Origin of the sequence: Acinetobacter sp. ACNIH2 (assembly GCF_002934965.1) — a bacterium.
GTDB lineage: Bacteria > Pseudomonadota > Gammaproteobacteria > Pseudomonadales > Moraxellaceae > Acinetobacter > Acinetobacter tandoii.
The window spans coordinates 839,021-854,092 of sequence record NZ_CP026412.1; the positions used below are offsets into that span (position 1 = coordinate 839,021).

Genomic DNA, 15,072 nt, shown 5'->3' on the forward strand with positions numbered 1-15,072 from the left:
ATCATTCACGGGGGGTGAATGTATGGAGCCAGCATGCCAAATTTATTTCAGCCTACTGCTTTAGTGGGCGCAATCGCTATTGCGATGGGTTTCTCTACGTCTGCATCTGCACAAGACAACACGAATGTTGTGAATGCTTCTCTAGACACTTTGGTGGTCACTGCGACACGTTCTGAAGAAAAGATTAAAGACGTTCCTGCACGTATTTCTGTGATTGATGAAAAAACCATTGAACAGTCTCCTATCAGTGATTTAAGTCACCTACTGCAACGTGAAGCTGCCTTAAATATTGTCCAAACGGGTGGTATTGGACAACAAACATCTGCATTTATTCGCGGTACTAATTCAACCCACTTATTATTCCTCAAAGATGGAGCTAGTCTAAATACTGCTTTAGATGGCGGTGCAAGTATTCCTTATATTGACTTAAGTGATGCAGCACAAATTGAAATACTTAAAGGCCCAGCTTCAGTACAGTATGGTACAGATGCTATTGGTGGTGTTATTAATGTACGCACGGCTCCCCCAAAAAAACCACAACTTTTTGTTACAGGGGAAATGGGGGAAAATAACACCTATAAAACAGTTGTTGGCGCTGATTTAGTTGAAAATGGTTTTTATACTCAAATACGTGGACAACGTATGGAAAGTGATGGTACTCCAGTTACGAATAAAGATAAAAACCGTGCTAGTTATGATCAAAAAGGATACAGCGCTAAAGCTGGATATGAACAAGATCAATATGGCGCTTCCGTAAGCATCAGCGAAAATGATGGTACAAATGTTTATTACGGTGGTTCACACGATTTTTTTAATCGTTTAATTAATGTGAATGGTCGTTATGATTTTAACTCAAACGTATCTCTAAATACCCGTTACTCGAACTTTAAAGATGAACTAACAGGCAATTCATATTTAAGCTACTTCAATACGGAAAGAAATGAAGGTGATGTGAACCTTCGTTGGAAATTTACAGAATATCAAAATGTTCTAATTGGCGCTTCAATCAATAATGCTGATGTAGAAAGCTTATCTATTTTGGGACAAAAAAAAGATTTAGACTCAACTGGATACTACCTACAACATCAATATGATAATGATGGTATTCATACTCAAGCGGGTATCCGTATTGAAGATAATGATCAATTTGGAACACATACTGTTGGTCAACTCGCTGGGCGTATTCAAATTGCTCCTTTAACCAGCGTATACGCTAATGTTGGAACGGCATTTAAAGCTCCAACAGGAAATCAACTTTACTATTTTGATAATTCTAAATGGGGAAATACAACTTACATCACCATTGGAAATCTTGATTTAAAGCCTGAAAAAAGTATTTCTTACGAATTAGGAATTGATCAAGAGTTAGCATATGGGGTATCTACCTATGCCTCAATTTATCAAACTCAAGTGAAGAATTTAATAGACTACGTTTCTGAATTTGACGCAGTTAATAACATCTCCGCAGCGACTTATGTCAATCGAAGCAAAGCTAAAATGACTGGTGGTGAAGCGGGATTGAAATGGAAACAAGATGATCTCTTCTTAACTAGTGAATATGCTTATGTTAAGACTAAAAACGAAGAAACAGGCTATGAATTAACTCGTCGCCCGAATCATACACTAACTTTAACGACTGGGTTAGAAAATTCAGTTTACGGGATAAGTGCTTCTATTGTAGCAAAATCAACCTCTAAAATCTCAAACTCAGCAACGTCAAAAGAGTTACCAGGTTACGCAACTGTTGACCTACATGCATATTGGAATGTAAATCCAAATGTAAAAATATTTACCAATATTAGAAATATGGGAGATGTTAAATATAAAACAGCTTCATATGGTGGAGATGAATATTACATCAATGGTGGTCGCCTAGCTTCCGCAGGAGTCACTTTCCGTTATTAATTTAACTTAAAGACTCAAAAAAATTTAAAAACAGCGCAGTTTATGGATAATGTTTTGACCGGCATTATCCTTTTTTTCATTTAAACCTAGGAAATATTATGGGCCACCGTTTAAGTAAAATTTATACCCGTACAGGTGACACAGGAACCACAGGACTTGGCGATGGTTCTCGTGTAGCCAAAGATGATTTACGCATTATTGCACTCGGTGATGTCGATGAGCTGAATGCATGTATTGGCATTCTACGTGCACAAATCAGCCAAAGTAATATTGCAGAACAAACCGCATGGGATAAAAGTCTAAGTTTGATTCAACACTGGTTATTCGACTTGGGTGGTGAGGTCTGTATTCCCAACTATCACTTGGTGCAGCCAATCTCGATAGAATACCTCGAACAAGACATTGATCACATGAATGAATCTTTACCCATGCTCAAAGATTTTATTCTACCGTCAGGTACATTGGCTTGTAGCTTTGCCCATCAAGCCCGTGCCGTTTGCCGTCGTGCTGAGCGCAGCCTGATGGCAGTACAGCATCGTGACCAAAATATTCAATCTAGTTCATTACAATTATTAAACCGACTTTCTGACTGGTTGTTTGTCGCTTCACGTACCTTGCAACGCGCAGAAGGAGGAAGTGAAGTTCTTTGGCAAAAAAATATTAACGACACGATTTAAAAAACAACTTGATTGAGGCTAGGTCATCAATCTTCAGTCTCAATCATAACTTTTGCACTGTTCAAATTCTCTTAATCAAACTTTATTTTTATGATTACTCAAACCATTCTTTAGCATTTAAATTTCTAAAAAAAAAGAAGTCAAATATAAGCCCATGGACTGTGAAATTTCACATAACTCCGTAATAATCCAAGTAGAGTAATCACTAAGCAGATGTAAACATGCAAATTATCGGACATCGTGGCGCACGGGGTGAAGCACCTGAAAACACCTTAGGTGGATTTCAATATTTAAATGACTTAGGCATCCGCGCCGTCGAATTTGATGTGCGCCAACTCAAAGATGACACATTGGTGGTCATGCATGATGATAACTTTTTACGCACGACCTCAATTGATCAAAATCTTTACACCTGTACAGTGAATGACTTAGCTCACTACAATCAGGCTGCAATCTGGATGGACTGGCACCCCCAGGTGACGCCTACTTTAGAACAAAGCCTTAACATTCTACGTGAATTTTCTCATCTAGAAGTAGAAGTGAAAGCCGTGAATGATTTTGCAGCCGCAGAAAAACTGATTCAAAGTTTAGAGTGCGCTTTGACAGGGTTTGAGCATAATGCAGTCATCACCAGTTTTGACTTGAAAATTCACCAAGCTTTACAACAGTCTAAGTCGCGATTTAAAAGAGGACTTCTGATTGAAGAGGACATCCAAGAACGTGCCATTGAACAAGCACTGGAATTAGGTTGTAGCCGTATTGGCTGGATGAATCAATTGGCAAGCGATGCATTAATTCAAGCTACTCAAGCCGCGGGATTAAAAGTCAGTGTTTGGACAGTCAATGATGTGCAGCGTGCCAAACATTTGCAAATATGTGGTATTGATGGCCTGATTACTGATTTCCCTAAATTAATGCAGCAACAGCTTAATTTGGAGTAAAAAATTGGTTCGTTAGTCGGCAGAATTCAGCTCGAGTTAAGATGAGTACAGCAGTTGACCTAAAGTACAATAGAAATAAATTAAGCAACCAATAAAAATAGCCGACTGGTTACGATAAATTCAATCTTAGCATGGTCTTATTCTGTTACTGTTTAGTACAATACAACTGTACAATAATGCTAGAGTACGATTGTTGCTCATGCTAATATGCCAGAATCTTAATCCTTACAACTTGTAGTGATTTAAGTCCTCAATTTTAACCTGTATCAGGTTTCTAGGAGTGCTGTTGGAGATGAATCCTCCCCTACCTCAAGCCCCAATTAACTGGATTGCAATTTTTGCACTAGTTTTTTTACCTATTGTTGCTGTTATCGCTATTCCACTCTATGCCATTAATCATGATTTTAGCGCAAGCGCGTGGGTCAGCATGATTGTGTTATTGGGTATGAGTAGTTTAGGTATTACTGCGGGCTATCATCGCTTATGGGCACATCGTGCTTATGAGGCGACACTACCTTTAAAAATCATTCTCATGATTATGGGTACTTTTGCCGTTCAGAACAGTATTTTATTTTGGTCTTCTGGTCACCGCACCCATCACCGCCATGTAGATGATGTAGAAAAAGATCCGTACTCAATCAATAAAGGCTTTTGGTTTGCCCATATCGGGTGGATGTTACGTGATTATCCTGCAGCAGAGCCTAATTTTAAAAATGCACCTGACCTGCTAAATGACAAATTGGTGATGTTCCAACATAAATACTATGTGCCTTTAGTCATTTTAGTACATACAGGTATTTTATTACCTATCGGTTGGGCTGTAGGTGATATGTGGGGCGTGTTACTTTTGGGTGGATTAGTCCGTTTAATCCTGAGCCATCATGTGACTTTCTTCATTAATTCACTTTGCCATATGTGGGGTAAGCGCCCATATACAGACGAAAATACTGCGCGTGATAACTTCTTGCTTGCCATTGCCACTTGGGGCGAGGGTTATCATAACTATCACCACATTTTCCAATATGACTATCGTAATGGTGTGAAATGGTGGCAGTATGATCCGACCAAATGGTTAATCTGGTCGTGTTCAAAACTCGGTCTAGCGAAAAACTTGCGTCGTATTCCAAGCTTTAATATTAAGAAAGCCGAACTTGCGATGAAGTTTAAATATGCTGAACAAGACTTAGAAGTTCATGGTCTAAACGTTAGTGACGATATCAATTCGGCTAAAGCTCGTATTGCTCAAGAGTACGATGCATTTACTCAAACCTTGAATGACTGGGCAAAGCTAAAAGAACAAGAAATTCAAGCGAAGAAAACTGCTGTGGCTGAAAAAATCCATCTAATGGATGAGAAACTCAAAGTTGAATTTCAGTTGGTCGAAAAGCGTTTAGGACATCATCGTGAAACTTTAACCAAGCTGATGCGTAGCATTAAAAAAGCGCCTGTTTCACAGTAATTGCTGTCTAATGAATTGATCGTTTCGAAAGAAAGCTCCGCAAGGGGCTTTTTTTAGCAATACATAAAACATAAAGGCAAACCATATGAATATAGTGAACATCCCTTTCGGCATCACCAACTGGGCAGAGATACCAACCACCCGTCATACAGGTGATCAAGGTTACGCCTTGTGGCGCACTCAGCAATTTGACACGATTCGCGTACGTATGGTGGAGTATTCGGAGAACTATTTAGCCGACCATTGGTGTTCTAAAGGGCATATCCTGTTGTGCTTAGAAGGCGAACTCCACACTGAACTAGATGATGGTCGTAGCTTTACCCTCACGGCTGGCATGAGTTACCAAGTTGCGGATCAGGCCGAAGCCCATCGCTCATCTACCTCGAAGGGTGCCAAGCTGTTTATAGTTGACTAAAATAGTTGGATATATCTCTTAACACTAAAACTTTGCTATATTGATGGGGTCATGGCTTATCCCTTGTGATCCTTCACTATGCAGTTCAACTCACGTTACTCCCTCCTTCCTACAAAGCTTTATCACCATCAACAACCCTTGCCTCTGAAAGGAGCAAAAGCAGGTCATTTTAACCAAGCCTTGGCTGAAGAACTGCAATGGACTGCCGAAGAACAAGCAAATTGGGTTGAGATTTGTAGCGGGCAAAAAACTTTTGCAGAATTTTCCCCTCTTGCGATGGTTTATGCAGGGCATCAATTTGGACAATGGGCAGGTCAACTCGGTGATGGTCGTGGTTTACTGATTGCCCAAATCCTTGATCAAAAAAAACAAACCATTGATTTACACTTAAAAGGTGCTGGGCAAACACCTTATTCGCGGATGGGAGATGGGCGTGCGGTACTTCGCTCTGTTATTCGAGAGTACTTGGCAGGTCATGCCCTCAATGCGCTGGGTATTCCTTCTAGTAATGCGGTCGGTTTTACTTCATCGACTCAAGGTGTACAACGTGAAAAATTAGAGCTGGGTGCGATGCTGCTCAGAACCTCTGACTGTCATATTCGTTTCGGACATTTTGAGTGGATTAATCAATATCAATCGGACTTATTGGCAGACTTTACCCAGAAATGTATGGAATGGCACTATCCTGAATGCTTAGAAGCCGAACAGCCCATCTTGGCATTTGCTACCCAAGTGATACAACGAACTGCCGTCATGATTGCCAAATGGCAATTGGTTGGTTTTGCACATGGCGTCATGAATACCGACAATTTGAATATCACAGGTTCAACCTTAGATTTTGGTCCTTACGGCTTTATGGAACGCTTCCGCCCCAATTGGATCAACAATCACTCCGACTACCAAGGCCGCTATACCTATCAGCAACAACCCAGTATCGGACATTGGAATTTATGGATGTGGCTAAATAATTTAATCCCGCTACGACCAGAAAACTATGACAAAGAACAATGGAAAGAAGATCTAACAGCTTGCTTGAGCCATTATGAACCGACCTTTTTGGAACATTATCGCTTAGGTTTATGTCAAAAAATGGGCTTACCTGATTTTCATAAAGATAGCTTTGATTGTGGCATGCTTTTTTTAAGAATTTTGCAATCTGAACAACTGGACTACACCCAAAGCTTTATTCGTCTACAAAATCAAGACTACCAACTGCTTTTGGATGATTGTCTTGACCGCCGTCAGTTTGAAAGTTTCCTTCAGCAATACCAACAGATTCGTGCCAATCAAGATACAGCCGAACTGGATGCAACAATGCAACAAGCCAATCCAGTTTATATCCTACGCAATCACATGGCACAAAAAGCGATTGAACTGGCTGAGCGCAATGATTTTTCCGAAGTTGACCGACTATTTAAATTGTTAAGCCAACCTTTTACCATACAACCTAATTTAGAAAAAACTGAAGATTTGGCTCCATTACCGAACGATGTTCCTGAAGTGATGGTAAGTTGTTCATCTTAAAAGTTTGGCTTAAACTGTGGATAAACTAAACAATATCCACAGGGCTTCCCCTACTAGAGTAGTGATCACCATGTCCTTACACCGTATTGCCGCAAAAGCTGCACTTGCCCTGCCAGAAGTCACCTGTAGTCAACCCTTTGGCGAGGGCTGTGATGTGTATAAAGTCATGGATAAAATGTTTTTGCTCAATTCATCTTTAAGCGGTAGAGTTTTAAGTAACTTAAAAGTTACGCCTGACCACGGCGCGATGCTACGTGATATTTACCCGTATATTCATGCTGGTTGGCATATGAATAAAAAACATTGGATTTCAATCTATGAGGATGAAAACCTAGAGCCTGATTTAGTCATTGATCTGGTGCAAAGTTCTTATGAACTCGTGGTATCCAAGCTGAATAAACAACAAAGACAGCGGATCGCTGCACTTAAAGCCATCAGTTAAATATTGAATGAAGAAGATTTTAATTATTTCTTTTGCTTTTTTAAAGCTGAGCCTTATCACGTCATCAAACTGATCATAAGTTTGGATAAATCTGGTCGCTGCTGTACAGCTTTTCAACATTTTCCAGTATTGCCCACTTGGAACAAAAAATTCGAAACTAAAAGCGAAGTGAGCAATTGAAAGATCATAAAAAAGCCCGACATCCTGTCGGGCTTTTTCGTATTGATTTGTTAGGTATAACTCCTGTCGTACCTCACATCCTAGTGTTGAACTTATCATTTTTGTTTTATGTTTTGGAACATCCTGTTCTCCATAACCGCATCTTATAAAAAATTTTAGGGCTGACCTAGACGCAATCCGCTTGAGATAGTGTAAGCCAAAACGTACATAGAAAAACTAGCTTAATCAGACTTACCCCCAAAATTATCCGCAGAAATTGTGGATAGTTTTCAGGATGGTTGCAGCCAAGCCGTACGACATTAAAGTTAATTTTTGAGTACTTTAACAGCAACTTGATAGCTCACTGCTTCAATTTGTTAGAAATACAATCTTTCCTTTCTCAATTTTGTCTATTTAATTACCTATACATATCAATCCGAAAAGATTCAGTGTGAGAGTCGCTCACTCTCCACCCAAGTTAATCAACAGGTCATGGCAAACCTCAGACAAAGGCCCATTGAGAGTCAGTAAAATCTTGGTCAGTCTCCTGATCAGTTGCTTATTTGATTCCATTGTTGAAAAGTTTGGATTCTATTTCACAATCCTCCCCTAGGTGACATAGGCACATCGCCAGCGGAACGCTTCACAGATTTAAATCCAGACTTATCTAAGTAAAAGCCCAATAAAAAAGGACTCATATTGAGTCCTTTTCCACATCATCACCTGCGCTTTAACTTTTCGTCGGCTTTAATGTTTTAAATAAAACAAAGAGCATGAAGATCCAGACAGGAAGCATCAACACGGAAAGCATAAAACCTTGATTCCACATGATATACAAAATCATCAGCATAAATACTAAAACAAAATAATTACTAAACGGTGCAAACAACGCTGGGAACTTGGTCTGAATACCCTGTTTTTTCATACTCTGTCTAAATTTAAGATGAATCAAACTGATCATCATCCAATTCAACACCGCAGCACTGACCACAATATAAATCAGATAACTCAGTGCTTTTTCAGGCAAGAAGTAATTTAACAGCACACAACCAAAAATCAGTAATGCTGAAAATAATACAGCCGCAATCGGTGTCCCTTGCTGGTTAACCTGCTTAAAAATTTGTGGGGCATTGCCCTGTTCTGCTAGACCTAACAGCATGCGACTATTGGCATACATGCCACTATTACAAACAGAAACTGATGCAGTCAAAATAATAAAATTCAGTAAATGGGCTGCCCACTCAATGCCCATTTGCTTAAAAATAAGTACGAATGGACTTTTATCTAACCCGCCCAAATCCAATTGGTTCCAAGGCACCAAAGACAAAAGAATCGCCAACGAGCAAATATAGAATAGGAAAACCCGAATCACCGTTTGATTGACTGCTTTTGGAATATTCTTTTCAGGATCTTCGGTTTCCGCAGCCGCCATACTGATTAGCTCAATGCCACCAAAAGCAAACATCATAAAGGCCAGCATATAAAACAAGCCTTCAAAGCCATGTGGGAAAAAACCGCCATGTGCCCATAAATTAGTGATGGAAGCAGTGGAACCCGCATCAGCCGTCAGCAAGAGGTAAGCCCCAAAGATGATCATCGCGATTATCGCCACAACTTTAATCATCGACAGCCAAAACTCAGACTCCGCGTACAGTTTGACATTGGCGAGATTGGCCAGTGTGATCACCACAAAAAATACCAACACTGAAATCCAAGCAGGAATATGTGGCCACCAATAATTTACATACTTACCAATCGCGGTCAGCTCAGTCATTACCACCAAGATATACAGCACCCAGTAGTTCCAGCCCGTTAAAAAGCCTGAAAACCGTCCCCAATATTTAAAAGCAAAGTAGCTGAATGACCCCGTCACGGGTTCATGCACAATCATTTCACCGAGTTGACGCATAATTAAGAATGCAATCAAACCGCCAATCATATAACCCAAAATAATAGATGGGCCAGCAGACTCAATAATATGTGCTGAACCTAAAAACAATCCCGTACCAATTGCACCGCCCATGGCGATCAACTGGATATGGCGGTTCTTTAAACGGCGCTGAAGTTTAGGCGTCTCGCTGCTCAAAACACATGCTCATCTGACAAAAAATGAATTGTATCGCTTGCACAAGCGATCAACTAGTCTTGTACTTTAAAATCTCTGATTGCTCTGTCTCATTTCGCCAAATGACGATTTAAAAGGACTACTAATTTTAACTGCCGCCTTTGCTCTAATCCCATAAAAAAAGCGGATAACCCAAGGCTTATCCGCTTCTTCTATCGCTCAGAAAATTATAAGTTAATCTTCTGGATACTCAAAACGATAACCGACACCATACACCGCTTGAATCCATTCATGACGGTTGCCTGTTTCGGCTGCATCCGAAATTTTTCGACGTAAGTTTTTAATATGACTATCAATTACACGGTCTGCCACATCAAAGCTATCTGGATTAATATGATCTAATAATTGTACACGCGAATAAACTTGTCCAACGTGCTCAAGGAACAATTCTAGTAAGCGGAATTCGGTTGGCGTTAAGTTGAGGGTCTTTTGTTGATACCAGATGCGTTGTTGAGCTTTATCTACGCGAAACAAGCCATTTTCTTCAGGCTCAGCTTTACGGTCTAAGCGGCGTAAAACTGCCTGCACACGTGCCACCAACTCTTTCGGACTAAATGGTTTACAAATGTAATCATCGGCACCCATATTCAGCCCCAACACACGATCAATCTCTTCTGTGCGTGCCGTCACCATAATAATTGGCAAGTCAGATTGCTCTCTAACCTTACGACAAATGGTCAGACCATCCATTCGAGGGACCATCAAGTCTAAAATCATCAAGCTTGGTTTGCGTTGCATAAAACTGTCATAGGCTTCCTGCCCATCATGAAACAGACTAACTTCAAAACCTGCTGCTTCTAGATAATCACGGACCAATTGAGCCAGTTCAACTTCATCTTCAACCAGCATAATATGCTTCATGAATATTTCCTTTATGATTTCATTTGTTTGGGAAAAGTGAGTTTGCAACGCAAACCACCTAATGGTGAATGCTCAAAACGCAAACGTCCACCGAGTGCTTGAGCAATCTTACATGAAAGTGCCAAACCTAGCCCTGTTCCACCGGTACTTCGGGTTCTCGAATCATCCACACGATAGAATCGTTCACCCAAGTGCTGCAATTGTTCATCCGTCAATCCATACGGGCTATCATCCACATAAAGACTCCACTCTGTTGCACTTTGCTCGGTGTGAATCTGAATCTGTCCGCCCGACTCGGTATAACGAATACTATTACTGAGTAAGTTGACCACAATTTGTTTGAATCGGTCTGTATCTAATTGTAAGACAGGAGCATCACCTTGCACGCTGACTTTTAGATTGGCTTGTTCAAACTTCGGTTTGAAGTTCTCTATCTCTTGAACAATCATGTCCCATGGATTTACGGCCGTAAAATAACATTTCAATTGCTGAGCATCGGCTTGAGCTAAATCTGCTAAATCTTGAGTCAGTTTTTTCAAACTACTCACTTGACGCATCATGGCATCCAAATGCTCAGGAGTTGCCTTACGGATACCATCTTGCATGGCTTCAATTTGTGCTTGTAACACAGCCAATGGTGTTTTTAATTCATGCGAAGTATCGGCTACCCATTGACGACGCGAAGTTTCATGTTGATCCAGAATTTCTGCCAATTGATTCAATTCATTGGATAAATCACCCAATTCATCATTACGGTTAATTTTGACTTGATGTTGGTAGTTGCCCTGAGTCAATTCACGTGTACCGTTCAACAAGCGTTGAATCGGTTTCTTAAAATAGGTCGCCAGCAATAATGCAGCAATTAGACTGGCTAAAATGGTCAAACCATAAACCAAAAATAAATAGCGCTTTTGATTACTAAAGAAGTTGATACTTAAAGCATCATCTTGATCTAGGACGGGTTTTAAACCTAAATAGCCAACCACTTTATCATCGACGATAATCGGGCGATAAGAAATCTGATCTGAAGATGGTTCACCCACCACAAATTGTCGTTTGGCATCATATAAAGATAAACGTGAACTCAACCCTAAACGGTCTGGCATCGAGATAAATTGCTTCTTCTGGTTGCTATCTTTTAACTTATTCTGCGCCTGTCCATCTTTACGATCAGGTGGTCGGAATGCATTTTCATTCGATTTTAAAGGAAATTTTAAACCTTCAAAGGGTTGGTATTCAGAAGGTAAATTTAACTCTAACCAACGTAACTCTTCTTGGTCGAGCAAAGGTTTCCCCTGATCTGCCCGTGCCAGTGTTGGTGGTAAATTTACAAAAGTATGTTCTTCAAAATAACGCTGCTGTAAGGCAATATCGTATTGTCGACGTAACCACCAATGCGACAGTCGGTCATAATCATCAGGGTCGGCCTGACCTTCAATTTGTAAAATCTGGGCCTGAATGGCATTACCCCAATCATGATAAACTGCATAGACTCCCGCCAAGTTGGAAATCAGATGATCGAGCTTTTGCATTTCGACATCTGCTACATACTTAGTAAAGTTTTTTTGCATGGTCCAATGCAATACCCCCAGACTTAGCGTGATAATCACTAAGGTGGTCAGTAATACAGTTAAGAATAGGCGTAACGCAATCGGGACACGTCGAGTATTCAACAGCGGTGCTCAGTTGTTATTTTGTTGGGACTATTGTAACCAACCTCTTTTCAAAAAACCCTCCATTGTTTCTTCATCTTTATTATTTAATCTTTAAGCACAAATGAAAAATAGCGTGCTGGGGTAACTTGTAATGAACTTGACGAAAAAAATTGTATTAGCAACCTGCGGTATTTTAAGTGTCGGGGCCTTAACAGCTTGCCAATCAACACCAGAGCCTCAAGAACACTCCCATCATCATATGGATGGTCGTTATGCAGATCGTTTGATGCCCGAACAGCGTGCTGAACATGATCAAATGCGTGCTGAACACAAAGCAATGTTTAAGCAAATGCGACAAGCCTGTGATGGCAAAGCTGCTGGGCAAACTGTTCAGATTAAAGCGGGCACACAAACCATTGATGGTCAATGTCATATGGTATTCCAGCCCGACCATAAACGTGGACATGGTATGCATATGGGGCAACCTCCCATGCAAGGTGATGAAGGCATGATGCGTCCACAACGTGGTGAAAAACTGACAGATGCTCAGCGTCAACAAATGGTGCAACAGTTCGATCAACGCTTGAGAGAAAAACAAGCCTTCCAACAAGCGGTTGAAACTGCATGTAATGGTCAAGCCGATGGCAAAGTCGTTCAGATTAAAGCGGGTGAACAAACGCTTTCAGGCAAATGTTCAGTACGCTTCTTCCCAAATCAACCACAACCGAATGCAGCACCAACAGCAAATATTGCACCTCCTCCAGCTGCATAAGCAGATTTACAACAAAAAAGACGCCGCAAGCGTCTTTTTTTATGCCTAAATGGAGGACATAACTTTTTACGTTTTTTGACTATTTGTATCATTAAAAAAAACATAAAAACGTTTACACTCAATGTACTTAGAAAATTCAAGCCACCTTTTTTTGACTTTACAGTCACTAAGAAATGGGGGGCAAGTGCTTGTACCTTATAACAAGATGTTGCACGATTAACTTGTACTTAAAAACGTGTCATTGAAGGCACGTCACCATGTTTATTAGGATTATAACGCTGGTTAAAACCAGTATTGAGGAAAACCGACATGCCACAATACAAAGCGCCCTTACGTGATATGCAGTTCGTTTTGCATGAATTACTAAATGCTGAACAACATTATGCAAAACTTCCTGCTTTCCAAGAAACCGTAAGCCGTGAATTGGTTGACCAATATTTAGAAGCTGCGGCTGATTTCTGTGAAAATGAATTGTCTCCAATCAACCAAAGCGGCGACCGTGAAGGTTGTACTTGGAATGATGGTGTAGTTACGACACCTACTGGTTTTAAAGAAGCGTACCAAAAATATATCGAGTTAGGCTTCCCTTCTCTTTCTGCTGAAGAACAATACGGTGGTCAAGGCTTACCTGTTTCTTTGGCTAACGTAATCTCTGAGATGGTCGGTACTGCAAACTGGGCTTGGGGTATGTATCCTGGCCTTTCTCACGGTGCAGTACGTACTTTAGAACACCACGGTTCACCAGAACAAAAAGATACTTACTTACCAAACCTTGTATCAGGTGTTTGGACAGGAACCATGTGCTTAACAGAATCTCATGCAGGTTCTGACCTTGGTATTATCCGCACTAAAGCTGAACCGAATGCTGATGGTAGCTATGCAATTACTGGCGAGAAAATCTTTATCTCTGCTGGTGAACATGACATGGCAGAGAACATTATTCACATCGTGCTTGCACGCCTTCCAGGTGCACCAAAAGGCACCAAAGGGATTTCTTTATTCATCGTACCAAAATTCAACTTGAATGCTGATGGTACATTGGGTGAACGTAATGCTGTTCGTTGTGGTTCAATTGAACACAAAATGGGTATTCATGGTAACGCAACTTGTGTCATCAACTTTGACAACGCAAAAGGTTACTTGATTGGACCTGAAAACCGTGGTCTAAACTGTATGTTTACCTTCATGAACACAGCACGTATCGGTACAGCGGTTCAAGGTCTTGCTGCATCTGAAGGTTCTTTCCAAGGTGCGCTTGCCTACGCGAAAGATCGTTTAGCAATGCGTTCACTTTCTGGTCCTAAAGCACCTGAAAAAGAAGCTGATCCAATTATTGTTCACCCAGCTGTACGTAACATGCTGTTAACGCAAAAATCTTTTGCTGAAGCAGGTCGTGCATTGGTTTACTTATTGTCTTTCCATGCCGACATCGTAGAGCAAGGTGCAACTGAAGAAGAGCGTAAATACTCTGACAACATTTTGTCGTTACTTACTCCGATTGCAAAAGCTTTCTTAACTGAAACAGGTTCTGAATCTGCAAAACACGGCGTACAAGTGTTTGGTGGTCACGGCTTTATTTCTGAACATGGTATGGAACAAATTGTTCGTGATACCCGTATTTCATGCCTATACGAAGGTACGACAGAAATTCAAGCTTTGGACTTGTTAGGTCGTAAAGTTTTGGGTACTCAAGGTGCAATGTTGAAAGACTTCACCAAGATTATTCACAAATTCTGCGAAGCGAACAAAGACAATGCAGCAATGAAAGAATTTGTTGAGCCACTTGCTGCACTCAACAAAGAATGGGGCGACCTCACCATGCAAATTGGTATGCGTGCAATGCAAAACCCAGAAGAAGTTGGTGCTGCCGCGGTTGATTACCTGTACTTCTCTGGTTATGTAACGCTTGCTTACCTATGGGCTCAAATGGCGTTGGTTGCACAGCAAACCCTTGCTGCTGGTACAACTGATGTAGATTTCTACAACGCTAAAGTGACCACTGCTCGCTTCTACTTCAAGAAAATCTTGCCACGTGTTCGTTCACACGTTGACGTGATTGCTGGTGGTGTAGAGCCATTAATGTCATTAGATGCGGAACACTTCGCGTTCTAATCACACTTTAATGTTGCTTGCAATG

12 protein-coding genes are annotated in these 15,072 nt (G+C 40.7%); 9 read left to right on the top strand and 3 right to left on the bottom strand.

What is annotated here, in order from left to right; all coding sequences use genetic code 11:
- Positions 1–33 precede the first annotated feature (33 nt).
- The 7 genes from C3F34_RS03915 to C3F34_RS03945 all read left to right on the top strand — a co-directional run bounded on the left by C3F34_RS03915 (position 34) and on the right by C3F34_RS03945 (position 7,363).
- Positions 34–1,905, top strand: coding sequence for a TonB-dependent receptor plug domain-containing protein (locus tag C3F34_RS03915; protein WP_044738733.1), 1,872 nt, complete (start codon positions 34–36; stop codon positions 1,903–1,905).
- A 98-nt stretch (positions 1,906–2,003) separates the two neighbouring features.
- On the top strand, positions 2,004–2,582 hold the full coding sequence (locus C3F34_RS03920) for a cob(I)yrinic acid a,c-diamide adenosyltransferase (RefSeq protein ID WP_044738732.1): 579 nt from the start codon (positions 2,004–2,006) through the stop codon (positions 2,580–2,582).
- A gap of 221 nt (positions 2,583–2,803) precedes the next feature.
- The gene (locus tag C3F34_RS03925) at positions 2,804–3,523 is read left to right on the top strand and encodes a glycerophosphodiester phosphodiesterase (protein ID WP_044738731.1); all 720 of its coding nucleotides are present in this window, start codon (positions 2,804–2,806) and stop codon (positions 3,521–3,523) included.
- A gap of 292 nt (positions 3,524–3,815) precedes the next feature.
- Complete coding sequence (locus C3F34_RS03930; RefSeq protein WP_044738730.1) at positions 3,816–4,982, top strand: acyl-CoA desaturase; 1,167 nt, start codon at positions 3,816–3,818, stop codon at positions 4,980–4,982.
- An 85-nt stretch (positions 4,983–5,067) separates the two neighbouring features.
- Positions 5,068–5,397, top strand: a complete 330-nt coding sequence (locus C3F34_RS03935) for a DHCW motif cupin fold protein (protein ID WP_044738729.1) — start codon at positions 5,068–5,070, stop codon at positions 5,395–5,397.
- Positions 5,398–5,475: 78 nt separating this feature from the next.
- On the top strand, positions 5,476–6,921 hold the full coding sequence (locus C3F34_RS03940) for a protein adenylyltransferase SelO (protein WP_044738728.1): 1,446 nt from the start codon (positions 5,476–5,478) through the stop codon (positions 6,919–6,921).
- 70 nt (positions 6,922–6,991) lie between these two features.
- The gene (locus C3F34_RS03945) at positions 6,992–7,363 is read left to right on the top strand and encodes an MmcQ/YjbR family DNA-binding protein (RefSeq protein ID WP_104441110.1); all 372 of its coding nucleotides are present in this window, start codon (positions 6,992–6,994) and stop codon (positions 7,361–7,363) included.
- 889 nt (positions 7,364–8,252) lie between these two features.
- On the opposite strand, the gene C3F34_RS03950 is transcribed toward C3F34_RS03945, so the two are convergent.
- From C3F34_RS03950 to baeS, 3 genes are all read right to left on the bottom strand, one after another.
- Positions 8,253–9,608, bottom strand: coding sequence for an amino acid permease (locus C3F34_RS03950; RefSeq protein WP_044738726.1), 1,356 nt, complete (start codon positions 9,606–9,608; stop codon positions 8,253–8,255).
- A gap of 213 nt (positions 9,609–9,821) precedes the next feature.
- Positions 9,822–10,508, bottom strand: coding sequence for a response regulator (locus tag C3F34_RS03955; protein WP_016168184.1), 687 nt, complete (start codon positions 10,506–10,508; stop codon positions 9,822–9,824).
- Between the two features lie 11 nt (positions 10,509–10,519).
- Complete coding sequence (gene baeS / locus C3F34_RS03960) at positions 10,520–12,181, bottom strand: sensor histidine kinase efflux regulator BaeS (RefSeq protein ID WP_044738725.1); 1,662 nt, start codon at positions 12,179–12,181, stop codon at positions 10,520–10,522.
- 133 nt (positions 12,182–12,314) lie between these two features.
- Between baeS and C3F34_RS03965 the strand changes: the two genes are divergently transcribed.
- Complete coding sequence (locus C3F34_RS03965) at positions 12,315–12,935, top strand: hypothetical protein (RefSeq protein WP_104441111.1); 621 nt, start codon at positions 12,315–12,317, stop codon at positions 12,933–12,935.
- 309 nt (positions 12,936–13,244) lie between these two features.
- A complete protein-coding gene (locus C3F34_RS03970) occupies positions 13,245–15,047 on the top strand; it encodes an acyl-CoA dehydrogenase C-terminal domain-containing protein (RefSeq protein WP_044738723.1) in 1,803 nt (600 codons plus the stop codon).
- The last annotated feature ends 25 nt before the right edge of the window (positions 15,048–15,072 follow it).

Excerpts from the sequence above, each read along its gene's own strand:
- C3F34_RS03915 (WP_044738733.1), top strand. The coding sequence starts at position 34 with ATGCCAAATTTATTTCAGCCTACTGCTTTAGTGGGCGCAATCGCTATT.
- C3F34_RS03920 (WP_044738732.1), top strand. The coding sequence starts at position 2,004 with ATGGGCCACCGTTTAAGTAAAATTTATACCCGTACAGGTGACACAGGA.
- C3F34_RS03925 (WP_044738731.1), top strand. The coding sequence starts at position 2,804 with ATGCAAATTATCGGACATCGTGGCGCACGGGGTGAAGCACCTGAAAAC.
- C3F34_RS03930 (WP_044738730.1), top strand. The coding sequence starts at position 3,816 with ATGAATCCTCCCCTACCTCAAGCCCCAATTAACTGGATTGCAATTTTT.
- C3F34_RS03935 (WP_044738729.1), top strand. The coding sequence starts at position 5,068 with ATGAATATAGTGAACATCCCTTTCGGCATCACCAACTGGGCAGAGATA.
- C3F34_RS03940 (WP_044738728.1), top strand. The coding sequence starts at position 5,476 with ATGCAGTTCAACTCACGTTACTCCCTCCTTCCTACAAAGCTTTATCAC.
- C3F34_RS03945 (WP_104441110.1), top strand. The coding sequence starts at position 6,992 with ATGTCCTTACACCGTATTGCCGCAAAAGCTGCACTTGCCCTGCCAGAA.
- C3F34_RS03955 (WP_016168184.1), bottom strand. The coding sequence starts at position 10,508 with ATGAAGCATATTATGCTGGTTGAAGATGAAGTTGAACTGGCTCAATTG.
- C3F34_RS03965 (WP_104441111.1), top strand. The coding sequence starts at position 12,315 with ATGAACTTGACGAAAAAAATTGTATTAGCAACCTGCGGTATTTTAAGT.
- C3F34_RS03970 (WP_044738723.1), top strand. The coding sequence starts at position 13,245 with ATGCCACAATACAAAGCGCCCTTACGTGATATGCAGTTCGTTTTGCAT.